This window comes from Streptomyces sp. NPDC096079 (assembly GCF_040303145.1).
In the GTDB taxonomy this organism is placed as follows: domain Bacteria; phylum Actinomycetota; class Actinomycetes; order Streptomycetales; family Streptomycetaceae; genus Streptomyces.
In genome coordinates, this window is the sequence record NZ_JBEOST010000018.1 from 26,386 (window position 1) to 52,805 (window position 26,420).

Genomic DNA, 26,420 nt, shown 5'->3' on the forward strand with positions numbered 1-26,420 from the left:
GCGGCCCGGATGATCATCGCGGTCGGCGCACGGTGTGATCCGGCCGCCGGGCACCGCCCGGGGTCAGGTGCCGGCCGACGGGACCTCGCGGCCCGCGGGTACGGGTGCGGGAACCGTTCCGGACGTCCCCGCGGCCTCCGGGTCCCGGGAACGGCGCTTCGCGAGGACCGCGCAGACCATCAGCTGCATCTGGTGGAAGAGCATCAGCGGCAGCACGGCGAGCGAGGCCTGGGGGCCGAAGAGCACGCTCGCCATCGGCAGTCCTGCCGCCAGGCTCTTCTTGGAGCCGGCGAACTGGATCGCGATCCGGTCGGCCCGGTCGAAGCCCATGCGCCGGGCCCCGTACCAGGTCAGCGTGAGCATCACCGCGAGGAGCACGGCCTCGACGGCGAGCAGCGCGCCGAGTCGCGCGGGGGTCACCAGGTGCCAGATGCCGGCGACCATGCCCTGGCTGAAAGCGGTGTAGACGACGAGGAGGATCGATCCCCGGTCGACGTGTCCGAGGACCTTCTTGTGCCGGACGAGGAACGCTCCGACCCAGCGGCGCAGGAACTGTCCGGCCAGGAACGGCACGAGGAGCTGGAGCACGATCTTCAGGAGCGCGTCGGCGGAGAGGCCCCCCGCGTCGTGGCCGAGGAGGAGCGCGGCGAGCAGCGGGGTGAGGACGATGCCGGCGAGCGAGGAGAACGAGCCGGCGCAGATCGCGGCCGGCACGTTGCCCCGGGCGATCGAGGTGAACGCGATCGAGGACTGGATGGTGGAGGGCACCAGACAGAGGAAGAGGAGGCCGCTGTAGAGCTGCGGGGTGAGGACGCCGGGGACGAGTCCGCGCGCGGCGAGGCCGAGGAGCGGGAAGAGCAGGAACGTGGCGCCGAGGACGGTGAGGTGGAGCCGCCAGTGCCGGAGGCCGTCGAGGGCCTCGCGGGTGGAGAGCCGGGCGCCGTAGAGGAAGAAGAGCAGGGCGACGGCCCCGGTCGACGCGCCTTCCGTGACGCGCGCGGCGGTCCCGGAGGCGGGGAGGAGCGCGGCGAGGGCGACCGTGCCGAGGAGGGCGAGGACGTACCCGTCGACGGGCAGCCAGGACGGCAGGCGAAGCGGGCGGCGGGCGGTACGGCCGGGCGTGCGGGGGGTCATGGGCTCCAGGACTCCTACGGGGGATCGCGCCCGTCCATCCTGCTCCACGGCCCGGTGATCGGGAATCCCGTACAGTGCTCTGACTGTCATCACGCTTCGCGATAACCTCGGGGGATGTACGAGCCCGCGCAGTTGCGCACCTTCCTCGCCGTCGCCCAGACGCTGAGCTTCACGCGGGCGGCGGAGCGGCTCGGGCTGCGCCAGTCGACCGTCAGCCAGCACGTGCGCCGCCTGGAGGAGGCCACGGGCCGTCCGCTGTTCGCCCGGGACACGCATCGCGTGGAGCTGACGGAGGACGGCGAGGCGATGCTGGGCTTCGCGCGGACGATCCTCCAGGCGCACGAGCGGGCCGCGGCCTTCTTCGGCGGGACGCGGCTGCGGGGGCGGCTGCGGTTCGGCGCGTCGGAGGACTTCGTCACGACCCGGCTGCCGGAGATCCTGGAGTCCTTCCGGCGCGAGCACCCCGAGGTCGACCTGGAGCTGACGGTCGAACTCTCCGGCACGCTGCAGGCCCGGCTGGCGGCCGGCCGGCTGGATCTGATCCTGGCGAAACGGCGCGGGGCCGAGAGCGAGGGCCGGCTCGTGTGGGAGGACGCGCTCGTCTGGATCGGGGCGCCGGGGCTGCGGCTCGATCCGGACCGCCCGGTGCCGCTGATCCTGTACCCGCCGCCGGGGATCACCCGGGCGCGGGCCCTGGAGGCCCTGGAGGCCCAGGGCAGGGCGTGGCGGATCGCCTGTACGAGTTCCAGCCTGAGCGCGAACGTGGCGGCGGCCCGCGCGGGGCTCGGGGTCATGGCGCACACGCGGGGCCTGGTGCCGCCGGGTCTCGTCCCGGTGCCGGCCCGCGCGGGGCTGCCGGAGCTCGGGGACGTGGGTTTCGTCCTGCGCAAGGGGCGGCGGGGCGGGGAGACCCAGGAGGCGGCGGACGCGCTGGCGGAGGCCATCCTGGCGGGCGGCGACCGACTCCACCGGCCACGCTGAACTCCGGGCGTCGAGCGCTCCACCGGCCGGGCGGCGACCGGCTCGACGCGCCACGCTGAACTCCGGGCGGCGACCGCTCCACGGGCCGGGCGCCGACCGGGTCCACGGGCCGGCCCGGTCCCGGCGGCGGCCGGCGGTGGGTGGGCGGTGACCGGGTGGGGAGGTCCCGCTGAGCGGACGGCGAGAAGGCGCCACGGTGCGGTCTCGGGGGCGGTCCGTGAGCGGCCGGTACAGATTCCGTGGAGATTCGCCCCCGGAGGACGTACCGTCCGGTCTGCAACGGCCCGGGGACGTCACCGACTTGGCCGTCTCACCTGTCCTGACCTGTGCGAACGCGGAATGTCCCGGCTTGGTGAAGGCCCTCCCACGGGCCCGTCCCGTGGGGTACCGTCACCGGCGCCGTACGGAGTGCGACAACGGGCTTTTCCAGCCATCGAGCCGTCGAGGAGCAGGTCAGTGCGCGAGTTCACCGTGCCGCCCGTCGAGGCGGCGCCTCAGGTCGGCGGCCTGGCGGACGCCGTGTTCGACCACGCCCTCGCCGATCCGGGCCGGATCGCCTTCGGCCGGAAGGGCCCGGACGGGCAGTGGCACGACGTGACCGCCGCGCGGTTCCGCGACGAGGTCATGGGCCTCGCGAAGGGGCTGATCGCGGAGGGCGTGCGGTTCGGCGACCGGGTCGCCGTCATGGCCCGCACCCGGTACGAGTGGACGCTCTTCGACTTCGCCCTGTGGGCGGTCGGCGCGCAGCCCGTGCCCGTCTACCCGACGTCGTCCGCCGAGCAGGTCTACTGGATGCTGTACGACGCCGAGGTCACGGCCTGCGTGGTGGAGCACGAGGACCACGCGATGACGATCGGCTCGGTGATCGACCGGCTGCCCCGGCTCCAGCGGCTGTGGCAGCTGGACGCGGACGCGGTGGGCGAGCTGACGGCGGCGGGGGCCGAGATCGACGAGGAGGTCGTGCACCGGCACCGGCGGGCGGTCACCCCGGAGACGGTGGCGACGGTGATCTACACCTCGGGGACGACCGGCCGCCCCAAGGGCTGTGTGATCACCCACGCCAACCTGATGTTCGAGACGGACATGGTGATGGGCCGCTGGGAGCCGGTGTTCCGCTCCCGGCCCGACGAGCAGGCGTCGACGCTGCTGTTCCTGCCGCTGGCGCACGTCTTCGGGCGGATGGTGGAGGTCGCGGCGGTCCGGGGCGGGGTGAAGCTGGGGCACCAGCCGGTGATGGCGGCGACGGAGCTGCTCCCGGACCTGGCGGCGTTCCGGCCGACGTTCGTGCTGGCCGTGCCGTACGTCTTCGAGAAGGTCTTCCACGCGGCCCGCCGCAAGGCGGAGGCGGACGGGAAGGCCGGCCCCTTCGACAAGGCCGTGGAGGTGGCCGTCGCGTACGCGGAGGCACTGGAGCAGAAGGCCTTCGGGACCGGCCCGGGGCCGTCGGCGGCGCTGCGGATGCAGCACCAGTTCTTCGAGAAGACGGTCTACGGGAAGGTGCGCGCGGCCCTGGGCGGGCGGGTGCGGCACGCGATGTCGGGCGGTTCGGCGATGGACCGGCGGCAGGGACTGTTCTTCGCGGGCGCCGGTGTCACGGTCTTCGAGGGGTACGGCCTGACCGAGTCCTCGGCCGCCGCCACGGCGAACCCGCCGGGGCGGACCAAGTACGGCACGGTGGGGCAGCCGGTGCCGGGGACGACGGTGCACATCGCGGAGGACGGCGAGGTGTGGCTGCACGGCGGCCAGGTCTTCTCCGGCTACCTGAACGCCCCGGAGGCGACGGCCGCCGTCCTCAACGACGGCTGGCTGGCGACCGGGGACATCGGCGCCCTCGACGCGGACGGCTATCTGACGATCACCGGGCGGAAGAAGGAGATCCTGGTGACCTCGGGCGGCAAGAGCGTCTCCCCCACCGCCCTGGAGGAGCGGGTGCGGGCGCATCCGCTGATCGCCCAGTGCATCGTGGTCGGCAACGACCGGCCGTACATCGCGGCGCTGGTGACGGTCGACCAGGAGGCCGTGGAGCACTGGCTCGCGATGCAGGGGCGGGCGCCGCTCTCCCCCGCCGAGCTGGTGCGCGACCCGGCCCTGGAGACGGAGATCCGGCGCGGGGTGGTGGCGGCGAACACACTCGTCTCACAGGCGGAGTCGATCCGGACGTTCAGGATCCTGGCGCATCCGTTCAGCGAGGAGCACGGGCTGCTCACCCCCTCGCTGAAGCTGAAGCGGAAGGCGATCGAGCGGGCGTACGCGGTGGAGGTCGCGGCCCTGTACGGCTGACGGCAGGAATGCGAGAGGTCGCTCGCCCGTTGACCATGGACGTACGACCTTCGACGACGTAAGGAACCCTTCCACGTGAGCACGGACAGCACCGTCCCCTCGATCACCCTGAACAACGGCGTGAGCATGCCGCAGCTCGGCTTCGGTGTCTGGCAGGTGCCGGACGACGAGGCGACGGCTGCCGTGTCGACGGCCCTGGAGGCCGGATACCGCTCGATCGACACCGCCGCGATCTACGAGAACGAGCGGGGTACCGGACGTGCCGTCGCCGACTCGGGCATCGCCCGCGAGGAGCTGTTCGTCACCACGAAGCTGTGGAACAGCGAGCAGGGCCACGACTCGACGCTGCGCGCCTTCGACGCCTCGCTGGAGAAGCTGGGGCTCGACTACGTCGACCTGTACCTGATCCACTGGCCGGTGCCGGCGAAGGACGCGTACGTCGACACGTACCGGGCGTTCGAGAAGATCCTCGCGGACGGGCGCGCCCGCGCGATCGGCGTCTCGAACTTCCTCCCGGAGCACCTGGAGCGGCTGATCGGCGAGACCTCGGTCGTGCCCGCCGTCAACCAGATCGAGCTGCACCCGCAGCTCGCGCAGTCCGGGTCGCGCGAGGCGCACGCCTGGCACGGCATCGCGACCGAGGCCTGGTCGCCGCTCGGGCAGGGCAAGGGCCTCCTGGACGTCCCGGCGATCGTCGCGATCGGCCGCAAGCACGGGCGGACGCCGGCCCAGGTGGTGCTGCGCTGGCACCTCCAGCTGGGGAACGTGGTGATCCCGAAGTCGGTCACCCCCTCGCGCATCCGCGAGAACATCGACGTCTTCGGCTTCGAGCTGGACGCCGAGGACCTGGCGGCGATCGCCGCCCTCGACGAGAGCCGCCGGCTCGGCCCGGACCCGGCGGAGTTCAACGTCGGCGCCTGAAGGAGGCGCGGGGGGTGGAGCCGGCGGGCCGCTTCGGCGGCGCGCCGGCTCCGTGGCCGTCGACGCCGAGCGCCCCTGTGACGGCGGACGCCTTCCAGGAACCGGACGGAGGACGCCGGGTCCCGGACGAGCGGGAAGAGGCGTCGCCGCCGGCGGAAGACCCGTCGAGCCGGCCGCCGCGCCGGGCAGGGTGGCGGCCCGGGGGCGTTGTCGTACCCGGGTCGTAGAGTCGGAGACCGCCCACGAGGGGTGCGCGCGAGGTGTCGGCGGCGCGGCGGAACTGCCCGGCGAGGAGAAGGAGTCGGTACGTGAGCGGTGCCCCGGAGCCCGTGGAGGAGGGCCTGTACCGGGTGCGGAACGTGGCCAGCGGCCTGCTCCTGGAGGTGTACCAGGGCTCGGGCCGCAGCGGCGCGAAGGTGCAGCAGGGCACCGGGAACGGCACGCCCGGGCAGCACTGGCACGTCACGCCCGTGCCCAACGGCGGCGGGCTGCACCACCTGGTGAACGCGGCGAGCGGCAAGCGGCTCGACGTCGCGAACGCGTCCACGGAGAACGGCGCCCCCGTCCAGCAGTGGCGGGCGAACAACTTCGGCGCGCAGGAGTGGATCATCGAGCAGGACCTCCAGTCGCCGGGGACGGTGGCCCTGGTGAGCTTCGTCAGCGGCCTCTTGCTGGAGGTGGCGGACGGGTCCATGGAGGAGGGAGGGGACGTCCGGCAGTGGGAGGACACCGACTCGCCTTTCCAGTGGTGGCGGTTGGAGCCGGTGTCCTGACCCGGACGACGGGGGCGCTCAGCCCTTGCGGGCGGTGTGGACCGTGTGTGCCGTCAGGTGGAACAGGTCCGTGCGGTGGTGCAGGGACAGCGGGTCGGCCGGGTCGAGCAGCCGGTCGAGCGTCTCCTTGTCGTCGGCGTCCAGCCGGGCGGCCAGACCGTCCCGCAGGCGCCCGTAGTGGGCGAGGGCCAGCTCCCGGACGGCCGGGGAGACGGGTGCGGGGACGTCGACGAGGAAGGTGCGGGTGCCGGCGGGGGTGAGGCCGGCGGCGGTGAGCAGGGCCCGCCAGTCGTCGGGCTCGTCCTTGGCGTCCGGGAGTTCGGCGCGCATCTCGCCGAACCAGGTGGCGTGGACGGCGTCGAGGCGGGCCTCCAGGCCGGGCCGGCCGATCCCGATGTGCTGGGGCAGGTGGCGCCGGGGCAGGCCGCCCTCGACGAGGGCGACGAGACCGCCGGGGTTCAGCCGGGCGGCGAGCGCGGCGAGTGCGGCTCCCTGATCGCCCATGTGGTGCAGGGAGTTGCCCGCCCAGATGAGGTCGGCGCTCCCCAGGGTGCCGATGGCTCCGGGGAGTTCGGCGTGGAGCGTGGAGACCCGGGCGGCGAGACCACGGGCCTCGGCGCGGTCGCCGGCCCGGGCGAGGAGCTCGGGGGAGCCGTCGACGGCGACCGTCTCGGCCGTCGGGAACGCCTCGGCGAGCAGGGCGGTCACGACGCCGGGGCCGCTGCCGACGTCGAGGATCCGGCGGACGCCCTGCACCGGCGCGAGCGTGCCCAGCCAGGCGGCGGCCTCCGCGTAGGCGGGGCTCGCGATCTCGGCCTGCCGCTCCAGGAGCGACGCCATCTCGCTCCAGTCGAGGTGCGTGTCGTCGTGGTGGTGGCCGTGACCCTGCTGGTGGCCGTGGCCCGAGTGGGGGCCGTCGCCCGAGTGGTGGCCGTCGCCCGACGGGTGTGACGGGCCCGGCTGGTGTGCGGGGCGCCCGTCGCCCGCGTGGGCCGGGTGGGAGGCGTGATGCTGACTCATGCTTCCAGAGTGCGGCGGTACGGCCCGGAGCGCGAGAAAAATTGCCGGTACGGCAACAACGTGCGCGTCCTCAGGCCCGCCCCCGGTGCTCCTGCGGGCTGATCCCCCGTACCCGCTTGAAGGCGGCGCTGAGGGCGAAGGCCCCGCTGTAGCCGACCTGCCGGGCGACGGACTCGACGGTGGCGTCGGTCTCGCGGAGCAGGTCGGCGGCGAGCGCGAGCCGCCAGTCGGTGAGGTACGCCATCGGGGGCTCGCCGACGAGTTCGGTGAACCGGCGGGCGAGTGCGGCACGGGACACGCCCGACTTCGCGGCGAGGGAGGCGACGGTCCACGGGTGGGCGGGGTCGTTCTGGAGCAGCCTGAGGGCCCGGCCGACCACCGGGTCGCCCATCGCGCGGTACCAGGCGGGCGGTTCGGCGCCGGGCCGGGAGAACCAGGCGCGGACGGCGGCGATGAGCAGCAGGTCGAGGACCCGGTCGAGGACGACGCTCTGGCCGGGTTCGTCGCGGGAGATCTCCTCGTCGAGGAAGGGCATGAGGGGGCAGTTCCACACGTCGGCGGGCAGGTGCACCAGGCGCGGGAGGGCGTCCAGGAGTCTGCGGCCGACCTCGCCGTCCATCAGGTAGGTGCCGACGAGGACCGTGGTGCCGCCGTCGGGGGCGTTGCCCCAGGTGCGGACGCCGAGGCGCATGGACTGGGCGAGCGGCTCGCCGGAGAGGGTGGTGCAGCGGCCGTCGGGGCCGATCCTGGCGTGCGGCGGGGCGTCGGGGGCGTGGGCGACGGTGTACGGCTCGGGGCCGCGGGCGATGGCGATGTCCCCGGGGCGCAGCAGGACGGGTGCGCCGGTGCCGGGGACGATCCAGGCCTCGCCCTCGGTGACGCACATGAGGCAGATCGGGGCCTCGTCCTCGATGCGTACGGACCACGGCGGTTCCATGACCATGCGGAGCAGGAAGGCGCCCTTGGCGCGTGGCCCGTCGAGGAGTCCGGCGAGTGCGTCCATGGTGGGCAAGGGTAGGGCCTCCGCGGGGTGTTCCCGAGACGTACGCGTAGGCGGGTGAGACGGCGCAGCATGGGCGGGCGGGCCTCGGGGCGGGAGTCTTGAGCCATGACGACGCAGACGAACGACACCCAGAACCCGCTGAACACGACGATCCTGGTGACGAGCGCCACCGGCAAGACGGGGCGGCGGGTGGCCGAGCGACTGGCCGCCCGCGGCGTGACGGTCCGGGCGGGGTCCCGGAGCGGGGCGACGGTCTTCGACTGGGAGGCCCCGGAAACCTGGGGGCCCGCGCTGCGGGGCGCGGACGCCGCGTACGTGGCGTACTACCCGGACCTGGCCGCCCCCGGGGCGGTCGCGGCGATGGAGACCTTCGGCCGGCTGGCCGCGGAGGGTGGGGTGCGGCGGCTGACCCTGCTGTCCGGGCGGGGGGAGCCGGAGGCGGTCCTGGCCGAGGAGGCCCTGCGGGCGGCGGCGGTCGGGGTGGAGCTGACCGTGGTCCGGGCCTCGTTCTTCGCGCAGAACTTCTCCGAGGGCCTGCTCGCGGAGGGTGTCGCCGAAGGCGCGGTGGTCTTCCCCGCAGGGGACACGGCCGAGCCGTTCGTCGACGCCGACGACCTGGCGGACGTCGTCGTGGAGACGCTGACGGCGGACGGGCACGCCGGGCGGGTGCACGTGGTGACGGGCCCCCGGCCGGTGGGCTTCGCGGAGGTGGCGGCGGAGATCTCCCGCGCCTCGGGCCGCCCGGTCGTGTACGCGCCGGTGTCGGAGGCCGAGTACGCGGGCCTGCTCGCGGGGTTCGGGCTGCCGGCTCCGGAGGCGGAGTGGCTGGCGGGGCTGTTCGCGACGCTCCTCGACGGGCACAACGCCTCGGCGACGGACGGGGTGAAGCGGGTCCTGGGCCGTGAGCCGCGCTCCTTCTCCGCGTTCGCGGCGGAGACCTGGGGCGGACGGCGGGCCTGAGGTTCAGGCGTACCGCGCGGCCAGGGTCCGTACGGTCGCGGCGATCCGCTCGCGGAGGTCCTCGGGTGCGAGGACCTCCACCTCCGCGCCGAGAGCGAGGAAGGCGTCATGGGCGTGGTCGGCGGACTCGACGGGGAGGGTGGCGCGCGTCCAGCCGTCGGGTTCGGCGGTGCCGGTGGCGGCGAGGGCCCGAGCCGCGGCGCCGGTGAGGCGGCCGGCGCCGCGCGGGGAGATCCGTACGAGGGCATCGCCCTGGTGGAGCCGCCGGTGGAAGTCGGTGCGGCTCGCCCGCCAGTGCGCGGCGAGGTCGAAGTCCTCCGGGACGGTGACCTCTTCGCCGGTGACGGTGAGGGCGAGGATCTGGTCGACGCGGTAGGTGCGCGGTCCGGGTCCGGCGACCAGGTACCAGCGGCCGGCCTTGAGGACGAGTCCGTACGGTTCGAGGCGCCGGTCGACGTCGGTGGGCTCCTTCCAGCGGCGGTAGCGGACCTCCAGGACGCGTCCGGCGCGGACCGCGTCGGCGACCTCGGGCAGGAACGGGGTCTCGTCGCCCTCGTCGTACCAGCCGGGGGCGTCGATGTGGAAGCGGGCGGCGAGCCGGTCGACGTGCTCGCGCAGCTCGGCCGGGAGGGCGGCGCGCAGTTTCAGGCGGGCGTCGGCGAAGTGCGGGCCGAGCCCGAGTCCTTCGGCGGCCCCCGGCATGCCGGCGAGGACCAGGGCCTCGGCCTCCTGGGCGAAGAGGCCGGTCAGGCGGCTGCGGCTGCCGGGCAGCAGCTGGTACCCGCCGCGGTGTCCGGCGTCGCCGTAGAGGGGCACGCCGGCGGCGTGCAGCGCCTCGACGTCGCGGTAGACGGTGCGGACGGAGACGCCGAGCTCCTCGGCGAGCCGGGCCGCGGTCGTCCGGCCGCCGGTCTGGAGCAGGAGCAGGATCGAGAGAAGACGGCTGGACTTCACTGACACAAGGTGTCAGTGAAGGCTTCCTACAGTCCAGCCATGGCTTTCGCAGAGAAGAACATCCTCGCGCTGCCGCCGGTCGAGATCGCCGGGCGGCACCTCAAGCGCTACCACGTCTCCTCCGGCTCGGCGGGCATCGAACCGGAGGTGGAGGAGGCGGCGTACGCGCTGCTCCCGGAGCTGCTGCCGGAGCCGGACGGCACCCCTGCGGCGGGCTTCGTGGTGCTGCACCGGGGCGGTGACACCGGGGCGTACCTGAACGCGTACAGCTGGGTGTGGGACAACGTGCTCCACTTCGGCGGCGGGGCCGCCGGGCAGCCCGCCCTGGACTGCCCCGACACCGACCCGGCGCACTTCGTGCGGGTCGACCGCTCGTGGATCGGCTGCGTGTGGGAGCTGCCGCCGCTCGGCCACGAACGCGAGGCCTGGGTACGGCACATGCTGTCTCCGCGGACACCGGACCTGGCGGGCTACCTCGCCGACGCGCTGCCCTCGGGCACGACGGGAGGCCGCGGGTGAGAGACGACGGTTTCTCCTTCCCGACGGCCGGTGGCGGGTCCGCACCGGGACGCGGGTGACGAACCGGGTGAGGGAGTTCAGCCGCGCCTGACGAAGCTCGCGAGCCGGTAACGGGGGTCGGCTCGGGGGCGGTCCTGGTCCGGGAGGGCGGTCAGGGCGGCGGCGAGGGCGTCGACGGCCTCCGGGCCGCCGTCGAACCAGGAGGCGAAGTAGCCGGCGCGCAGCTTCCGGACGGTGTCGCGCGGAGTACCGCCCTGGCCGTGGCCGGTGAAGCGGGTGCCGGGGGCGGGGTCGAGGCCGTGGGCGGCCGCGCACGCGGTGATCAGGTCGGCGCGGTCCCGGGCCGCCGCGGCGGAGCGGTGCGGGCGGAGGATCGCGTCGATGTCGCTGCCGACGTCGTGGGCCGCGTCCTTGTCGACCGTGACGACGAGGACCCCGCCCGGGCGGAGCACCCGGGCCGCCTCGCCGACGACGTCCGCCGCGAAGGGGACGAGGTGCAGCAGCCACACGGCGGTGACGGCGTCCACGGAGGCGTCGGGCAGCGGCAGCCGCCGTGCGTCGGCGCGCACGGCGCGGCCGGGGGCCCGCCCGGCGGCGACCCGCGCCATGGCGTGCGCCGCGTCGGCCCCGTAGACCCGGAGTCCCGGCCGGGTGAGTCGCTCGGTGACGAGCCCGGTGCCGCAGGCGACGTCGAGCAGGGTGCGGGCGCCGGGCGGCACGAGGCGGAGGACGGCCTCCGCGGCGGCCTCGGCCCGGGGCACGCCGCCGCGGGTCCGGTCGTAGCGCGCTGCCTCTGCCTCGTAGTCGAGCACGGTGTCCGCCATGCCCGCGAGCCTAACGAAGGGTCAGTTCGCGCCGTGGCCGGGGGCGATCCGTTCGACGCGGTCGGCGAGTTCGAAGTCCTTCTCGGTGACGGCGCCGCCGGCGGAGTGGGTGCTCACGGCGACGGCGACCGTGTTGTAGCCGAGGGTGAGGTCCGAGTGGTGGTCGAGCTCCTGCTGGATCTGCGCCACGTGGACGACGAGCGCGGTCGCGGCGAAGTGGTCGCCCAGACGGTAGGTCCGGGTGAGCCGGTCCGCGTCGACGGACCAGCCGGGAAGCTCCCGCAGGCGGTCCTCGATCTCCTTCTGCGACAGCGGCTGTGTGGGCACGGCGGTGCTCCCTCCGGTCGGTGGTGCGCGGGGTGACGGTCAGGGGCCCCGGGGGGGAAACTACCCGGGGCACCCCTCTGGGATACCGTCTGGCCATGACGACTGTCGTGACCGACACGGGGGTGGGGCCGCTGCTGCGCGGTTGGCGTGAGCAGCGGCGACTGAGCCAGCTGGAGCTGGCGCTGCGCGCGGACTCCTCGGCGCGGCACATCTCCTTCGTGGAGACCGGCCGCTCCCGGCCGAGCGAGGAGATGGTCCTGAAGCTCGCCGAGCACCTCGACGTGCCGGTGCGGGACCGCAACGCGCTGCTGCTCGCGGCGGGATACGCGCCGCGGTACGCGGAGTCGCCGCTCGACGCGCCGCGCCTGGAGACGCTGCGCTGGGGCATCCAGCAGCTCCTCGACGGGTACGAGCCGTATCCGGCGCTCGTCGTCGACGGCACGTACACGGTGGTGGCGGCCAACCGGGGCATCGAGCTGCTGCTCGGCGGGCTTCCCGAGCACCTGCTGACCCCGCCGATGAACGCGATGCGGCTCACCCTGCACCCGGAGGGCCTGGCGCCCCGCATCCGGAACCTGCGGGAATGGCGGGGCCACCTCCTCGCCCAGATGGACCGTCAGATCGCGCTGGCCCGTTCGGAGCCGCTGCGGGAGCTGTACGAGGAGGTGGCGGCCTATCCGCTGCCGGAGCGGATCGACCCGGAGGACCGGCCGGACGCGGAACCGTACCCGTACTTCGCGCTGCCGCTGCGGATCGAGCACGAGGGCCGGGTGCTGTCGTTCGTGTCGTCGATCTCGACGTTCAACACGCCGATGGACGTGACCGTCGCCGAGCTGGCCATCGAGACGTTCCTCCCGGCCGACCCGGAGACGGTCGCGTATCTGCGGTCGCTCGCGGCCGCGCCGGCGGCCGGCTGAGCGTCAGCGGGCCGCGGACGCGGCGGCCCTGAGGGCGGCCCACTGGAGTCCGGCGAAGCCGGCGACGGTCGCCGCCTGCATCGGGGTCCACAGCAGACCGGCGGTGGTCGGCTCCAGCCAGGCGACGAGGGCGACGACGCTGAGGACGGCCCAGACGACGTTGGCGTCGACGACGAGCTTCACGGCGAGGGCCGGGGGCTGCGGCCGGCTCGCGAGCCAGGCCACGCCCGCGGCGAACGCGGTGAGGAAGAAGCCGAGTTCGAGGAGCAGCGCCGCGTCGACGCCGAGGAGTTCGCCGAGGGGGCCGGAGGCGGCGAGGTAGGCGATCCCGTTGGCTCCGGTGACGACGGCGTCGAGAGCGAGGAAGCGGCGTACCGCGGCCTGGGGCCGGGTGGTGCGGGCGAGGCCGGCGAGCAGGGTCCGGGACATGGCGGATCACCCTCCAGAGGGGACGTTCGTGCTGGTGGCGGGCCCGGAGCCCTAGCGGAGTGCGCCGCCCGGGTTCCGGTGTCCACGAGCATGCCGGGCGGCGGGGAGGGGGTCGATTACGCCGGAGGTAATGCCGGAGGTCATGAGGGAGGTCGTGGCGGTCTCCGGACAGCCGTGTCACCGGTCCCCCGGTGTGAGTAGTCTTCGCGCCGGGGTGGCCGGAACCGGTGCCCCGGAGGGGGAGAACGCGCATGGCGTGGAACAGGGAACGGGCCCGCATGGTGGCCACCGGGGACGATCACAAGGTGACGCCCGCGGAGCTCTTCTTCGACCTGGTGTTCGTGTACGCGATCACCCAGGTCACCGCTTTGATGGCGGCGGCGCCCTCACCGGTGCGGATGGTGGGCGCGATGGTCGTGCTCGCCCTCCTCTGGTGGTGCTGGTGCGCCTTCGCCTGGCTGGGCAATGTCGTACGGGCCGATTCCGGGGCCCTGTTCGGCGTCCTCGTCACCGTCATGGCCGTCGTCCTCATCGTGTCCCTCGCCGTGCCCGAGGTCTTCGCGGACGCTCCGGGCGGGCTGTCGGCGCCGCTGGTGTTCGTGCTCTGCTACGGCGCGGTGCGCGTCCTGCACCTGACCTCGTACTGGCTCTCCAGCCCCGGTGACGTCGCGCTGCGGGTCACCCTGCGGCGTACGGCCATGGCGTCCGTGCTGCCGCCGCTGGCGCTGCTCCTGATCGGCTGCGCGTACGACGGCCGGATCCAGCTCCTGTGGTGGCTGGGCGCGGTGGCCGTCGACTACGGCGGGATCTACGTCACCGGCTCCTCCGGCTGGCGGGTCAACTCCCCGGGGCACTTCGCCGAACGGCACGGTCTGATCGTGATCATCGCGCTGGGCGAGTCCATCGTGGCGATGGGCGTCGGCGTGGGCGGCTTCCCGCTCTCGTACGCCGTGCTCGGTGCCTCGGCGGCCGGACTGCTGCTCTCGGCCGGGCTGTGGCGGCTGTACTTCCGGCAGCTCGGCGAGGCCGCCGAGCACCGTCTCGGCGCGCTCGACGGCGACGAGCGCACGCGCTTCGCCCGGGACGTCTACACCTTCCTGCACCTGCCGCTGGTCGCGGGCGTCGTGCTCTGCGCGCTCGGGATGAAGAAGGTCCTCCAACAGGTCGCCGACACGGGGCACTACGGCCTCGCGGAGCCGCTGCACGGGGTGGTCGCCTGGTCGCTGACCGGGGGTGTCGGCGTCTATCTGCTCGGCGCCGCCGCGATCGTGCTGCGGACCTCGGGGCGGCGGCCGACCGCCCTGGCCCTGGGCGGGGTCTGCTGTCTGGCGGCGGGCCCGCTGGTCGGTCTCGTCCCGGCCCTGGTGGCCCTCACGGTCCTCGCGGCGGCGGCGGCGGTCCTGGTGGGCGTGCACAGCCGGCGGAGCGGACGGACCCTGGCGGCGGTCGAGGCGGCCTGAGCCCGGGGGCGGGGGCCGGGACGGCCTGGCCGTCCGGGCGCGGGTTGGACGATCGTGGGGCTTCGTGGTGGCGCTCCGGGACATTCGTACAAGATCCATCAGAATGCCACGTCGTCCCGGCGGCGAAGTCACACTGGCCCCATGGCCCCCACCACCCCCACTCTCATAGGTTCCGTCCGTCGAGCGCTGGCTCTGCTCGAACTCGTCGCCGACCACGACGAGCTCACCGCCAAGCGCCTCTCGCGGATGGCCGGACTGCCCCTGCCCACCACGTACCACCTGCTCCGCACGCTCGTGCACGAGGGGCATCTGCGGCACGAGCGCGGGGCGTTCCGGCTCGGGCCGGCCGCGCCCCGGCTCGCCGGACAGGGGCCGGGGAACGGGGCCCGGTTGCGCGAGTGGCTGCGCACCCTGGGCGATGAGCTCGACGCCCCCGTCTATTACGCGGTCTTCGCCGGGGGCGAGGTCGAGCCCGTCGTCACCGTCGACTCCCCCGGGCGTCCGGCCGCCGAGGAGTGGGCGGAGTTCCGCACGACGGCGCACGCGCACGCGCTCGGGCAGTGCCTCCTCGCCCAGCTGGACCCGGAGGCCCGCCGGGCGTATCTGGCGCGACGGCCCGTGACCCGGCTGACGGCGAGGACCGTCCGGGACGAGGAGGCGCTGATGCGCAGGCTCGCCGGGATCCGCCGGGGCGCGGCGGTGGTCGAGCGGGAGGAGTACGCGCCCGGCACGGTCTGCGGGGCCGTGCCGATCGCGGTCGGCGGGGTCCACGCGGCGGTGGGCTTCTCGCTGCCGGCGGACGAGGCGGACCGCCTGGAGGCGACGGCGCTGCGGCTGCGGGTGCGCCTCGAACGCACCTTGACGGCCCATGCGTTCACGGTGCTGACCTGACGTCGGCGGATGCGGCGGGCCTCCCGGGGACGGGCCCCGGGAGGCCGCTGCCGGTTCAGGCCAGGGGGTCCTCGCGGCGGGGACGGTCCTCCCGGCGGGCGGGCCGCTGGGGCGCCGGCGCCGGGGCCGCCGGTTCGGAGGCGGTGCGGTCGGTGCGCCGGCCGCGGGCGGCCTCGGCGCGCAGCAGGGCCTGCAGGACGGCGTAGGGGTCGACGGGCATGACGGAACTCCTCGTGGTGCGGGGGTGATGTCGGGTGACTGCGGGGAGGCGAGGGCCTCTCAGCAGCGCATCACCACGCACCGGAGCGCGTCGCCGCGCGGGGCGGGTACGGGGGCGGGGGCCGGCTTCCGGCGCCGGGCCGGGAGCCCGTGGGCGCGGCGCCCGCGCCCGACGGGGCGCAGGCCCGTGCCGTGGCGTCGGGTCCGGCCGGGGAGTCCGGCCTCGGTGCCGGCCGGGTCGTGGATCTCGCCGCCCGGGTCGGAGGCCGGGGCGGCGGCGGCCGCGGCGCGCGTCTCGGCGGTCGGGAGCGCGGCGGCGGCCCCGGTGCCGAACAGCGCGGCGAGGACCAGGAGGAGCGCGATCCACCCGTGCCGGCCCCGGTCCGGGCGTGCCCGGCGCCCCGCCGGGGTGGCGGGCACGGCGGGCGTCTGGCGCGCGGGGCTCACGGAGATCCGTACTGCCCCGCCGGGCGGCGGACCCTCCGGCCCGGGCCGGAGTTCCGCTCGGGCGGCCTACGCGTCGGCCCCCGGATTCACCCCCTGGGCGGCAGCGCGCTGCTTGCGGGCGGCCATCCACGCGTACACGAGCACCCCGCCGAAGAGGAACAGGACGCCCTGGTAGACGGCTGCGTAGCCGGAGCCCGCGACCAGCCAGAGGGAGAAGCCGAACGCGGCGAGGGCGAGGACGCCGTCGCGGGCGAGCCGGGCCCGGGAGACCTTCTCGGACTGTCCGGACAGCAGGAAGTGGATCTGGGCCGCGGTGGACAGCAGGTAGGGCACGGTGGCGGTGAAGGTGGTGACGAGGACGAGCATCTCGAAGACGCCCTGCGTGCCCGCCGTGTAGTTGTAGACCGTCAGGAGCGAGGCGAGGACGACGGTGACGAGGACGCCGGCCGTCGGCACACCGCGCCGCTTGACCGTGAAGACCCGCGGGAAGAGCCCGTCGCGGGCGGCGGCGTAGGGGGCCTGGGCGCTCAGCAGGGTCCAGCCGTTGAGCGCGCCGAGGATGCTGACCATGGCCATGCAGGCCACGACCGTGCCGCCCCAGGAGCCGCCGAACATGATGTCCGTGGCGTCGGAGAAGGGCGCGGTGGAGGTGACCAGCGCCTCGTGGGGGACGGTGCCGAAGACGGAGAGGGTGCCGAGCAGGTAGACCGCGGCCGCGCCGAGGGTGCCGAGGACGGTGGCGCGGCCGACGTTGCGGCGGGGGTCGCGGACCTCGCCCGCGCTGACGGCGGCGGACTCGACGCCGAGGTAGCTGAAGAGCAGGATCGCGGCGGAGGCGGACACGGCGCCGAGTGCGCTCCCCCCGCCGGGGTGGAACGGCCCGAGGTTGGCGCTGTCGAAGAAGAACAGACCGCCGACGGCGACGAGGATCAGCGGGACGAACTTGAGGACGGTCGCGACGATCTGCACGGCGCCGACGTAGCGCGTGCCGGCCAGGTTGGCCAGCGCGGGCAGCCACTGGAAGAGCAGGGCGGCGGCGATGGTGGCGGCCGTGGACTCGTGGACGGGCACGAGGACGTCGAGGTAGCCGACGGCGGCGACGGCGAGGGCGGCGTTGGAGACCCAGGCGGTGATCCAGTACGACCAGGCGGCGAGGAAGCCGGCGAAGTCGCCGAAGGCGGCGCGGGCGTAGACGTAGGGTCCGCCCGTCTGCGGCAGGCGGTGGGCGAGCCGGCCGAAGACGAGGGCGAGGGCGATCGCGCCGAGCGTGAGGACGCCGAAGGCGATGAGGCTGATGGTGCCGTGGGGGGCGACGGAGGCGGGCAGGAGGAAGATTCCGCCGCCGATGATGTTGCCCATGACCAGGGCGGTCGCGATCGGGAGCCCGAAGCGGCGGGCGTGCTGGGTGCCCTCCTGTGGTGCCGCTTCCCGCTGTGGAGTTGTGGTGGCCGTGCTCATGGGGTGGTGCGCCTTCCGTCGTGCAAATCCGGGCCATCGTCCGGTAACGGCGAACAGGCGTCCAAATCAGTGGTTTTTGTCCTGCGCGACCGGGCCGTCAACCGGAAGATGTGATTCCGAAGCGGCTCGTGACGAGGAAATCTCCAGCGGACCGAGCGGCACCTGCGGCCCCGAGGACTCCCGCAGCCAGCGCCGCAGCACCCGGTGCACCTGCTCCGCCCCCAGCAGCTCCTCCCCCGCGCCGACCGGCGGCGAGAGGTCCGGCGGCGACAGCAGGAACGCGTGCGACTGCTCGCCGCCGAGCCCGCCGTGCGAACCGATCTGTTCCTCGAAGGCGTGCACGGTCCCGGTCGCCGGGTCGTACATCGAGTTGACCATGATGTCCGCGACGTGCGGGAACCCGTCCGTGCGCCGCACCGCCCGCGCCGCGCCCCGCCCGAAGACCGCCAGCGGCCCGTCGTCGGCGAGCTCCGCCACCGGCACCTCCACCCCGTCGCGGGCGAGCACCACCGAGCCGTGCTCCGCGCTCGCCACCAGCACGAAGCCGATGCCCGGATGGTGCGCCAGGGTCCGGAGCAGCCCCGGATGACGGCGGTCGATCTCCTCCCGGGTCATCCGGTGCGGCACGTCGGGGAAGGAGACGAGCCCCAGGTTCCCCGAGGCGAGGACCACCGGCTCGGACAGCCGGGCGGGCAGCTCCCGCGCCGACTCGCCGCTCTCGTCCACCGGCCGGTGCAGCGCGCTGCGCAGCGCGTCCCTGGCCGCGTCCCGCGCCTCCGAGCCTCCCCCGGACTCCACCCGGGGGCGCCCCCACCGGGTGCGCCGCACCCGGCGCGGCACCGGGAGCCCGCACCCGGCCCGTACCAGCTCCTTCAGGGTCAGCCCGTACGCCGACGCGAAGGTCTCGCCGGGGCTCTGCCCGTGGTCGGACAGGAGCACGATCCGGTACGGACGCGGGGCGTGCTCGGCGACGGTCGCGATGAGCGCGATCGCCCGGTCGAGCCGCTTCAGGACCTGGTCCGTGTCACGGCCGTGCGGCCCCGAGTGGTGCGCCACCTCGTCGTAGGCGACGAGGTCGGCGTAGACCGCGGTCCGCCCGGCCAGCATGTCGCCCATCACGGCCGAGACCACGACGTCCCGCTCGACGACCGTCGCGAAGGCGCGGACGAAGGGGTACGTGCCGCCGCGCGACACCCTCGGGGTCTCGCGGCGCAGCCGCGCCCGCGTCGACTGGTACACCTCCCGGACGCACTCGGCGACGAGCGAGCCGGCGGTGCGCACGGCGTTCGCCGGGTCGGAGAAGTACGCGAAGTAGCCGGCCCGGGAGCGGTTGCGGCGGCCGCGCCGGGCCGCCATGGACAGGACCAGGGCGAGCTGGTCGGCGCCGCCGCTGAAGAGATTGCCCCGGGAGGCCCCGTCGACGGTGAGGAGACCGCCGTCGCCGGTGCGGCGCACGGCCCGGCGCTGGAGCTCGACGGCGCTCGCCGGGCGGTTCGACACCATGAGCCGGCCGGTGTCCTTCTCGTACCAGCGGAAGGCGGGCACGTCCTCGTTGGAGCCGTGCAGGATGCCGAGCTGGCTGGCGCCGGTCTGGCTGGACCAGTCGGTGCGCCACGGGGTGAGCCGGTGGCCGGCGTCCAGCCAGCCCGCGACGGTCGGCATCAGGCCGTCGGCGACGGCTCCGCGCAGCACGTGGTGGCCCACGCCGTCGAGCTGGAGGAAGACCGTGCCGGGCACGGCGTCCGCCGTGGAGCCGGGGTCGCGGGGGCGGGTGCGTCCGGTCAGCCGGTAGAGCCGGCGCCGGTACGCGTCGTCGTCGCGGACGGCGAGCGCGGTGGAGGTCGCGGAGGCGACGGCGGACATCACGGCGGCGACCACGACCGCCGTCTCAGGGTCGGCGGCGCCCCGGCCGTCGGGGATCAGCCACAGGGCGACGAGCAGCAACGAGCCGTTGAGGAAGAACCCGAGCAGGCCGAGGACGAGCGCCGGGACGAGGAGCAGGGCCCGCACGAGCAGCGGCCACACGAGCGCGCCGAGGAGGCCGAACGCGCCCGCGGCCCAGGCGGCGGTGAGCGCGGTCCTGGTGAAGCTGTCGCCGTCGGCGGACTGGAGCTGGAAGTCGGGGAGGATTCCGGCGAGGAGGAGCAGGGTGAGGGTGGACACCGCCCACACGACGGCCATCCGCCACACCGTTCTGCCCGCGGACCGCCAGCGTTCGGCGCCACCCCATCGCCCGTCACCCACGCCCGCCACACCTTTCGCCCGTTTCCTGCCTCAAGCGTGGCACAACGCCCGCGATCGGGTGGGGTGGAAGGAGTTCGGACCCTTCGGGCAGAGCCTCAGGAGCCGTCGGCGAAGGCGGGGCGTCAGGAGCCGTCGGCGAACGCCGTGCGTCAGGAGCCGTCGGCGAACGCCGTGCCTCAGGTGCCGTCGTATCCGGCCGTCGGCATCGAGAGCCGGCGGTGGACCCCCGCCTTCGCCGCCGTGTCGTACGGGGGTTCGTCAAGTCCGACGGTCTCCACCCGCACGCCGCGCCGCTCGCACTCGGCGCGGAAGCCGGGCACGGACGTCAGCGCGCGGGCGAGGACCCGCTCGCTGGGCGCCACGAAGAGGTCCACCGTCCCGGCCTCCACATCGGCCCAGAGCTCCGCGTGGTCCGGGCGGATCCCGTAACAGAGCAGCTGGCGGGCGAGCACGTACCCCTTGTCCCGCGCCCAGCGGGCGCACACCGCGTGCTGACCGCGCGTGTCGACAAGGAAGGGGTCGCTGTCCAGCTCTTCGAGCGGGGTGAGGCTGGCGATCGCCGCCACCCGAACGTCGTCCATGGGCCGACCCTACTGCCGGAAGGTGACGCCCGAACATCCTCCGGAGCACGCTCCGGACATTTACTCTCGTTACGGAACGAGCACGGACGGCCGAGAACGGAAGGGCGGCATGCCGGTGGAGGTCACCTGGTGGGGGCACGCGACCTGCACGGTCGAGGACTCCGGGGTCCGGTTCCTCACCGATCCGCTGTTCGCGCGGCGGCTCGCCCATCTGCGCCGGCGCCGGGGCGCCCTGCCGCCGCCGGAGGCCGCCCGCGCCGAGGCCGTGCTCGTCTCGCACCTGCACGCCGACCACCTCCACCTCCCCTCGCTGGCCCGGCTGCCGCCCGGGACACGGGTCCTCGTGCCGCGCGGCGCGCCCGCCGCCGTACCGGGACTGCGCAGGCTCGACCGGGGCGGACTGCGGCTGACCGAGGTGGAGCCGGGCGACGCGGTGACGGTGGAGGGCGTGACGGTACGGGCCGTCCCGGCGCTCCACGACGGGCGGCGGCTGCCGGTCGGGCCGCACCGCGCCCCCGCGCTCGGGTACGTCGTCGAGGGCGAGGCGCGGACGTACTTCGCCGGGGACACCGGACTGTTCGACGGCATGGCGGACGCGGTGGGCCCGGTGGACGTGGCCCTGCTGCCGGTCGGCGGCTGGGGACCGTACCTGGGCCACGGTCACCTGGACGCGGGCCGTGCGGCGGAGGCGCTCGCCGCGCTCTCCCCGGCGGCGGCGGTGCCGGTGCACTACGGCACGTACTGGCCGATCGGCCTCGACGGGGTCCGGCCGCACGAGTTCCACGCGCCGGGCGACGAGTTCGTCCGCCACGCGGCCCGGCTCGCACCGAAGGTGGCGGTGCACCTCCTCGCCCAGGGCGACCGGGTCCGGCCGGAGGTCGCGCGATGACGGCGGAGCCGCGGGAGGGCGCCCGGTGATCGGTGGGCTCACCGGGATGGTCACGGCGGTCCGCGAGCTGCCGCCGGAGTCGACGCAGCAGGCGGTCGGATATCCCTCGCTGTTCCTGCTCGTCGCGCTCGGCGCGCTCGTGCCGGTCGTGCCGACGGGCGCGATCGTCAGTTCCGCGGCGGTGGTCGCCTTCCACCAGTCCGCGCCGTTCGCGCTGCTGTACGTGTTCCTGGTGGCGGCGTCCGCCGCGCTGCTCGGCGACACGGCCCTCTACTGGCTCGGGCAGCGCGGGGTCCGCTCCCGCAACGGTTCGAGGTGGCTGGCGGCGCTGCGGTCCCGCGTGACGCCGGAGCGGCTCGCGCACGCGCAGGAACGGCTCGACACGCACCAGGTGTCGGTGCTCGTGCTGTCCCGGCTCGTCCCGGCGGGACGGATCCCCGTGATGCTGGCGTGCCTGCTCGCGGAGATGCCGCTGCGCCGCTTCGTCCGGGGGGACGCGGCCGCGTGCCTGGCGTGGGCGGCGACGTACCAGCTGATCGGGATCCTGGGCGGTTCCCTCTTCCCCGAGCCGTGGCAGGGCGTGGTCGCGGCGGTGGGCCTCACGGTGCTCGTCAGCGCGGCCCCGGCGCTGTGGCGGCGGGTCCGGGGCACGCCCCGGAAGGCGGGCCCCGAGGCGCCGTCAGGGCACGAGCACCCGTGAGCCGCCGACCGGCAGGTCCCACAGGTCCTCCCGCCGCAGACCGGCCTTCTCCCAGGCGGCGCGGACGCGGGTGAGGGGTTCGAGGACGGGCTCGGAGGACAGCACGAACGTGGCCCAGTGCATGGGCGCCATGCGCCGGGCGCCGAGGTCCTGGTGGGCGCGGACCGCCTCCTCGGGGTCGGTGTGGACGTCGCTGAGCCACCAGCGGGGGTCGTAGGCGCCGATCGGGAGCAGCGCCAGATCGATCCCGGGGTAGCGGCGGCCGATCTCGCCGAACCAGTGGCCGTATCCGGTGTCCCCGGCGAAGTGGACCCGGCGTCCGGCGCGGTCGGTGAGCACCCAGCCGCCCCACAGGGAGCGGCAGGTGTCCAGGAGGGTGCGCTTGGACCAGTGGTGCGCGGGGACGAAGTCGAAGCGGACGCCGTCGAGTTCGGCGGCCTCCCACCAGTCGAGCTCGGTGACGCGGGTGAAGCGGCGGCGGGTGAACCAGCGGCCGAGTCCGGCCGGGACGAGGACCGGGGTGTGCCGGGGCAGCCGCTTGAGCGTGGGGCCGTCGAGGTGGTCGAAGTGGTTGTGGCTGATGACGACGGCGTCGACGCGCGGGAGGTCCTCCCAGCGGACCCCGACGGGGGTGAGCCGGGCCGGCGTGCCCAGGATGCGCCGGGACCAGACGGGATCGGTGAGGACGGTGAGTCCGCCGACGCGCAGGACCCAGCTGGCGTGCCCGGCCCAGGTGACGGCGAGCGTGTCGGGCCCGGCGGGCGGCAGCGGGCCGGGCTCGAAGGGCAGCAGGGGGATGTCGCGGAGACCCTCGGGACGGGGGCGTACGGCTCCCTCGCGGGCGAGACGGGCCAGCGCGCGGACACCGGGGAGGGGTGCGGTGAGCCGGTCGGCGAAGGTGCGGGGCCAGTCGTGCCGCAGCCGGCCGAGGGGCTGCAGGACGGGGGCGGGGGCGACCTGGCCGGGGTGGTCCGGGGCCTGTCCGGGCCGGGCGGGGGGTGCCGTCCGTTCGGTCATCTGCGGACTCCGTTCCGCTCGTTCGTGGCAGGTCTGCGGGATCCGGTGGCCGTCTTCATCGGAGTTCCTCCAGGGCTCCCCCGAACTCCTCCAGCGCGCGGGCCACGTGGGGCAGTTCCACCGGGTCCTCGGCCGCGAGGGTCTCGGCGCGCCGTTCCTCGTCGGCGCCGAGGAACATGCCGGTGCCGAACCTGACGCGCAGCGCGCCGAGTTCGTCGCCGAACCGGTGGCCGCCGGTCGTCGGGGCGCCGAGCCGCGCGGTGAGGTGGCTCTCCAGCTCCAGGGAGTCGGCGACGCCCCGGGCGGCGAGCCCGGCGCGCAGCGGGCCGAGGTCGGCGTAGAGGTGGCGGCCGGCGCGCGGGGGCCGGGCGAGCGCTCCCGCGCCGAGGACGGCGCGGTGCGCGGCGGCGGCGAGGCGGCCGTGGACGGCGGCGGCGCGGCGGGCGGGTCCGGTGAGGTCCTCGGGTTCGTCGAGGGCGTGGGCCACGGCCGGGGCCAGGGGTCCGGGAACGAGGGCGCCGAGGGCGGTGAGCACGTCGAGGACCCGCGCCCTGCGGTCGGCCCAGCGGTCGGCGCGGGACGGGTCGGTGGGCGGGAAGCGGGCGACGGCGCAGGGCCAGGCGGCGGGGGTGAGGGCGCCGCCGAGGTCGGCGAGGACGGTGACGTCGTCGGGGCACATCTGGGCGGGGCTGAGGAGCACCGTGTCGTGCGGGTCGTGGAGGGTGTCGCGCCAGGTCTCGTCGCTGATGACGTGGAGGCCCTCGGCGACGGCCGCCTCGCAGGCCTCGCGGAGGAGTTCGGGCGGGGCGACGGTGGCGGTGGGGTCGTCGGCGACCGAGAGGAGCAGGACGCGGGGGTCGCCGCCCTCGGCGCGGACCCGCCGCACGGTCTCCAGGAGGGCGTACGGGTCGGGGACGCCGCCCGCCTCCGCGGGGGTGGGCACGTGGTAGGCGGGGCGACCGAGGAGCCGGGCCTGCGGGGTCCACCAGGCGGGGCAGGGGCGGGGCAGCAGGAGGTCGCCGCCGTGGGCGGCGAGCAGGGCGAGGAGGAGGACCGGGGCGCCGGGGGCGGCCACGACGTCCTCGGGGTGGGTGCGCAGGCCGCGGCGCCACCAGTAGCCGGCTGCGGCCTCGCGCAGCACGGGTCCGCCGCCGGGCGGCTCGGGGGCGGTCCGGGTGACGGCGGCGGCGGCGAGCGCGGCGAGTCCGGGCAGGACGGGAAGGCCGGTGTCGGGTGCGGGAGGTCCGTAGCGCACCGGGCCACGGCCTTCCGGAGCCGTCTGCCGCATGTCCCGTACCTCCTGAGCGCACGGGGGCGCCGGGCGGGCACCCCTTGCCCTTTATACGAAGGTTCGGACGGTTCCGCCCCTTCAGGTCCCCCGTTGCGGGCACGCTCCCTCCCGGCGGGGCCGGCCCATCGAGGGCGGGAACGCGCCCGCCGGGGTTCGGCGGCAGCTCGATTCCGGCCATGTTCCCTGAGGTAACTCCCTTCCATCCATGCCCAGTTGCTACGTTCGCTCGCAACGCGGACAGCAGGGGGCGGGACGCATGCCGAGGTACGCCGAACCATCCGGAGCACGCTCGACGCAGCTGACCGTCGGGCCCGGGAGATGAGTACGCCCACGCCCGGCGCCACCCAGCTGCCGCCCCAGGGACGGAGTCCGGGCACACCGGCCGTCCCGGCCCCGGCGGCGCAGCAGTCGCCGGCCGCTCCCGGCGCGACGGCGGCCCCGCCGACGGGCACGCAGGCGCCACCGCCGATGCCCCCGCCCGCCCCGCCCGTGGGCCCCATCGTGGTGAACGGCGTCCTCGACGTCACGCCCCTCCACCTGTACCAGGTCACGGACGCGCTCGCCGTCGAGCAGCACTCGTTCCACGACGTGGCCGGCCGGCTGGTGCGGGAGCTCGCCTCCTACACGCGGGTGGGCGGCAAGGGGAGCGCGGCGGTGGAGTTCTCCCAGGAGTACCTGGCGGTGGTCGGGATCTTCCTGGAGACGCACGCGAAGACGGTGGTCGCGATCGGCGGAGCCGCCGTCGGTTTCAACGAGACGGCCAACAACTTCGGCGCCGCGGACGCCGCCACCCACCCGCAGGCGCCGCCCTTCACCCCCCGCGGGCAGCCCCCGGTGATGTTCTCGGAGCCCCAGTACGGGCCGGCCACCCCCCTCGGCGACAGCGGCGCGAACCCCGTCGAGGACTTCCTCGACGTGCTGGACGGCACGGTCGCCGGGGACGTCGTCCGCGCGGCCGTCGAGCACGCCCTCCGGGCCGGCCGGGCGCTGGAGATCCTGCCGCTGCCGAACTACCACCACGTCCGGGAGGTCGCCCATCTCTGGCGCGGCTACGTCTTCACCGCGGGCAGCGTCGACGGGCAGCTGATCCAGACCATCGCCTCCGTCACGGACACCTCGCAGGGGCCCTGGTACGACGCGATGCGCTGGTTCTGCAGTTCGCTCTGGGGGACCACGAGCTGGGGGCAGACCCGGTTCGGGAACTCGTGGGCACACGACACCTCGACCAGCGGCGGCATGAACCATCCCGTGCTCGGCGTCCTGACGAAGACCGCGTCGACCCTCGACAGCGCGCTCGTGGAGTACGCCAGGGCCGCGGAGACGGTACGCACCACCCTGCGGAACATCCTCCACAAGGCGATCACGGACGCCCTGCAGATCGTCGACCCCGACAAGAGCATCTGGGACAACATCAAGAAGGTGGCCTCGGCACTGGGGACGCTCGGCGTGCAGGTCCTCGCCCAGATCCTGGCCAACATCGACGTCTCCAAGGTCAACGCCGCCGTCGACGACTACGAGTTCGCGATCCGGAACCAGAAGGTGATCGTCGGCGCCCAGCGCGAGGCCCTGGAGGAGGCGCGCCGCTCCGTCCCCACCTTCCAGTCGCAGATGGCCCGCGCCGAGGCGTTCGGCGCCCGCGCCCTGTTCGAGTTCAGCCCGAAGTTCCTGCCGATCGACGAGAACGCGCAGACGACGATCCGCCGCTATCCGATCGAGCTGGCGTCCATGGAGGGGGTCAGCGACGCCCACACCATCGACAAGCACGTCGGTCTGACCCCCGACCAGCTCGCGGCACGGCTGCGGGACCAGGCGAAGCCCGGAGGCGGCCCCCAGCCGCCGGCCTCGTCCTTCGAGAACCTCTATTCGGCGCAGAGGTTCACCCAGGCCGCTCTCGACGACACCCAGATGGGCAGGAAGATCAACGCGTGGCTCAAGAACCAGCGGGAGAAGTGGGCGGAGCACGAGGAGAAGCTGAAGAAGGGGGAACCCTCGAACTACGACCCGGCCAACAGGACCTTCGACGACAACTTCGACTTCCCGGAGGTCACCGGGCTCTCGGTCGCCGCCGGTGACAGCGCGCCCCAGGAGGTCAAGGGCATCCACTTCACCCTCAGGTTCGACCCGACCACCCAGCAGTTCGTCGTGCTGAGCTCGTACCCTGCCAAGGAGCGTACGTAGGAT

26 protein-coding genes are annotated in these 26,420 nt (G+C 74.6%); 12 read left to right on the forward strand and 14 right to left on the reverse strand.

What is annotated here, in order from left to right:
• Positions 1 to 63: 63 nt before the first annotated feature.
• Complete coding sequence (locus ABTY59_RS28710; protein ID WP_352021951.1) at positions 64 to 1,134, reverse strand: bile acid:sodium symporter family protein; 1,071 nt, start codon at positions 1,132 to 1,134, stop codon at positions 64 to 66.
• 114 nt (positions 1,135 to 1,248) lie between these two features.
• Between ABTY59_RS28710 and ABTY59_RS28715 the strand changes: the two genes are divergently transcribed.
• From ABTY59_RS28715 to ABTY59_RS28730, 4 genes are all read left to right on the forward strand, one after another.
• Positions 1,249 to 2,115: a LysR substrate-binding domain-containing protein gene (locus tag ABTY59_RS28715; protein WP_190159330.1), complete on the forward strand. Its 867-nt coding sequence runs from the start codon at positions 1,249 to 1,251 to the stop codon at positions 2,113 to 2,115.
• 456 nt (positions 2,116 to 2,571) lie between these two features.
• A complete protein-coding gene (locus ABTY59_RS28720) occupies positions 2,572 to 4,395 on the forward strand; it encodes an AMP-dependent synthetase/ligase (RefSeq protein WP_352021952.1) in 1,824 nt (607 codons plus the stop codon).
• A gap of 126 nt (positions 4,396 to 4,521) precedes the next feature.
• A complete protein-coding gene (locus ABTY59_RS28725; RefSeq protein ID WP_352022061.1) occupies positions 4,522 to 5,316 on the forward strand; it encodes an aldo/keto reductase in 795 nt (264 codons plus the stop codon).
• Positions 5,317 to 5,624: 308 nt separating this feature from the next.
• Positions 5,625 to 6,089, forward strand: coding sequence for an RICIN domain-containing protein (locus ABTY59_RS28730; protein ID WP_352021953.1), 465 nt, complete (start codon positions 5,625 to 5,627; stop codon positions 6,087 to 6,089).
• Between the two features lie 18 nt (positions 6,090 to 6,107).
• Here the strand turns inward: ABTY59_RS28730 and ABTY59_RS28735 are convergent, their stop codons facing one another.
• Both ABTY59_RS28735 and ABTY59_RS28740 read right to left on the reverse strand, forming a co-directional pair.
• Entirely contained in the window at positions 6,108 to 7,109 is a 1,002-nt protein-coding gene (locus ABTY59_RS28735; protein WP_352021954.1) for a class I SAM-dependent methyltransferase, read from the reverse strand.
• A gap of 70 nt (positions 7,110 to 7,179) precedes the next feature.
• Positions 7,180 to 8,112 (reverse strand): AraC family transcriptional regulator, encoded by a 933-nt coding sequence (locus ABTY59_RS28740; RefSeq protein WP_352021955.1) that lies wholly within the window; start codon positions 8,110 to 8,112, stop codon positions 7,180 to 7,182.
• A gap of 105 nt (positions 8,113 to 8,217) precedes the next feature.
• Here ABTY59_RS28740 and ABTY59_RS28745 point away from each other — a divergent pair, with 105 nt between their 5' ends.
• Positions 8,218 to 9,072 (forward strand): Rossmann-fold NAD(P)-binding domain-containing protein, encoded by an 855-nt coding sequence (locus tag ABTY59_RS28745; protein ID WP_352021956.1) that lies wholly within the window; start codon positions 8,218 to 8,220, stop codon positions 9,070 to 9,072.
• A gap of 3 nt (positions 9,073 to 9,075) precedes the next feature.
• Here ABTY59_RS28745 and ABTY59_RS28750 read toward each other — a convergent pair whose 3' ends face one another.
• The gene (locus ABTY59_RS28750) at positions 9,076 to 10,026 is read right to left on the reverse strand and encodes a helix-turn-helix transcriptional regulator (RefSeq protein WP_352021957.1); all 951 of its coding nucleotides are present in this window, start codon (positions 10,024 to 10,026) and stop codon (positions 9,076 to 9,078) included.
• Positions 10,027 to 10,065: 39 nt separating this feature from the next.
• Here ABTY59_RS28750 and ABTY59_RS28755 point away from each other — a divergent pair, with 39 nt between their 5' ends.
• Positions 10,066 to 10,545 (forward strand): hypothetical protein, encoded by a 480-nt coding sequence (locus ABTY59_RS28755; protein WP_352021958.1) that lies wholly within the window; start codon positions 10,066 to 10,068, stop codon positions 10,543 to 10,545.
• 77 nt (positions 10,546 to 10,622) lie between these two features.
• Here ABTY59_RS28755 and ABTY59_RS28760 read toward each other — a convergent pair whose 3' ends face one another.
• Complete coding sequence (locus ABTY59_RS28760; protein WP_352021959.1) at positions 10,623 to 11,369, reverse strand: class I SAM-dependent methyltransferase; 747 nt, start codon at positions 11,367 to 11,369, stop codon at positions 10,623 to 10,625.
• A gap of 21 nt (positions 11,370 to 11,390) precedes the next feature.
• Positions 11,391 to 11,696: a 4a-hydroxytetrahydrobiopterin dehydratase gene (locus ABTY59_RS28765; RefSeq protein WP_352021960.1), complete on the reverse strand. Its 306-nt coding sequence runs from the start codon at positions 11,694 to 11,696 to the stop codon at positions 11,391 to 11,393.
• Between the two features lie 95 nt (positions 11,697 to 11,791).
• On the opposite strand from ABTY59_RS28765, the gene ABTY59_RS28770 reads away from it, so the two are divergent.
• Positions 11,792 to 12,613 carry a helix-turn-helix domain-containing protein gene (locus ABTY59_RS28770; protein WP_352021961.1) on the forward strand — a complete coding sequence of 274 codons (822 nt, stop codon included), beginning with the start codon at positions 11,792 to 11,794 and terminating at the stop codon, positions 12,611 to 12,613.
• Between the two features lie 3 nt (positions 12,614 to 12,616).
• Here the strand turns inward: ABTY59_RS28770 and ABTY59_RS28775 are convergent, their stop codons facing one another.
• Positions 12,617 to 13,042, reverse strand: coding sequence for a hypothetical protein (locus ABTY59_RS28775; RefSeq protein ID WP_352021962.1), 426 nt, complete (start codon positions 13,040 to 13,042; stop codon positions 12,617 to 12,619).
• Positions 13,043 to 13,293: 251 nt separating this feature from the next.
• Here ABTY59_RS28775 and ABTY59_RS28780 point away from each other — a divergent pair, with 251 nt between their 5' ends.
• Both ABTY59_RS28780 and ABTY59_RS28785 read left to right on the forward strand, forming a co-directional pair.
• Entirely contained in the window at positions 13,294 to 14,502 is a 1,209-nt protein-coding gene (locus ABTY59_RS28780) for a low temperature requirement protein A (RefSeq protein WP_352021963.1), read from the forward strand.
• Positions 14,503 to 14,643: 141 nt separating this feature from the next.
• Positions 14,644 to 15,393, forward strand: coding sequence for an IclR family transcriptional regulator (locus tag ABTY59_RS28785; RefSeq protein WP_352021964.1), 750 nt, complete (start codon positions 14,644 to 14,646; stop codon positions 15,391 to 15,393).
• A 55-nt stretch (positions 15,394 to 15,448) separates the two neighbouring features.
• Here the strand turns inward: ABTY59_RS28785 and ABTY59_RS28790 are convergent, their stop codons facing one another.
• From ABTY59_RS28790 to ABTY59_RS28810, 5 genes are all read right to left on the reverse strand, one after another.
• A complete protein-coding gene (locus ABTY59_RS28790; protein WP_352021965.1) occupies positions 15,449 to 15,613 on the reverse strand; it encodes a hypothetical protein in 165 nt (54 codons plus the stop codon).
• Between the two features lie 59 nt (positions 15,614 to 15,672).
• Complete coding sequence (locus ABTY59_RS28795) at positions 15,673 to 16,059, reverse strand: hypothetical protein (RefSeq protein ID WP_352021966.1); 387 nt, start codon at positions 16,057 to 16,059, stop codon at positions 15,673 to 15,675.
• A 66-nt stretch (positions 16,060 to 16,125) separates the two neighbouring features.
• Positions 16,126 to 17,517, reverse strand: a complete 1,392-nt coding sequence (locus tag ABTY59_RS28800) for an amino acid permease (RefSeq protein ID WP_352021967.1) — start codon at positions 17,515 to 17,517, stop codon at positions 16,126 to 16,128.
• Between the two features lie 66 nt (positions 17,518 to 17,583).
• A complete protein-coding gene (locus tag ABTY59_RS28805; RefSeq protein ID WP_502995439.1) occupies positions 17,584 to 19,761 on the reverse strand; it encodes a phage holin family protein in 2,178 nt (725 codons plus the stop codon).
• Positions 19,762 to 19,937: 176 nt separating this feature from the next.
• Positions 19,938 to 20,342, reverse strand: a complete 405-nt coding sequence (locus ABTY59_RS28810) for a hypothetical protein (RefSeq protein ID WP_352021968.1) — start codon at positions 20,340 to 20,342, stop codon at positions 19,938 to 19,940.
• 109 nt (positions 20,343 to 20,451) lie between these two features.
• Between ABTY59_RS28810 and ABTY59_RS28815 the strand changes: the two genes are divergently transcribed.
• A complete protein-coding gene (locus tag ABTY59_RS28815) occupies positions 20,452 to 21,231 on the forward strand; it encodes an MBL fold metallo-hydrolase (RefSeq protein ID WP_352021969.1) in 780 nt (259 codons plus the stop codon).
• Between the two features lie 46 nt (positions 21,232 to 21,277).
• The gene (locus ABTY59_RS28820; RefSeq protein ID WP_352022063.1) at positions 21,278 to 21,931 is read left to right on the forward strand and encodes a DedA family protein; all 654 of its coding nucleotides are present in this window, start codon (positions 21,278 to 21,280) and stop codon (positions 21,929 to 21,931) included.
• On the opposite strand, the gene ABTY59_RS28825 is transcribed toward ABTY59_RS28820, so the two are convergent.
• Together ABTY59_RS28825 and ABTY59_RS28830 are read right to left on the reverse strand one after the other, a co-directional pair.
• Positions 21,911 to 22,948, reverse strand: coding sequence for an MBL fold metallo-hydrolase (locus ABTY59_RS28825; protein ID WP_352021970.1), 1,038 nt, complete (start codon positions 22,946 to 22,948; stop codon positions 21,911 to 21,913). The two genes, ABTY59_RS28820 and ABTY59_RS28825, sit on opposite strands and share 21 nt — an antisense overlap.
• Before the next feature lie 55 nt (positions 22,949 to 23,003).
• Positions 23,004 to 24,236 carry an aminotransferase class I/II-fold pyridoxal phosphate-dependent enzyme gene (locus ABTY59_RS28830; protein ID WP_352021971.1) on the reverse strand — a complete coding sequence of 411 codons (1,233 nt, stop codon included), beginning with the start codon at positions 24,234 to 24,236 and terminating at the stop codon, positions 23,004 to 23,006.
• Between the two features lie 321 nt (positions 24,237 to 24,557).
• Between ABTY59_RS28830 and ABTY59_RS28835 the strand changes: the two genes are divergently transcribed.
• Positions 24,558 to 26,417 carry an RNase A-like domain-containing protein gene (locus ABTY59_RS28835; RefSeq protein WP_352021972.1) on the forward strand — a complete coding sequence of 620 codons (1,860 nt, stop codon included), beginning with the start codon at positions 24,558 to 24,560 and terminating at the stop codon, positions 26,415 to 26,417.
• The last annotated feature ends 3 nt before the right edge of the window (positions 26,418 to 26,420 follow it).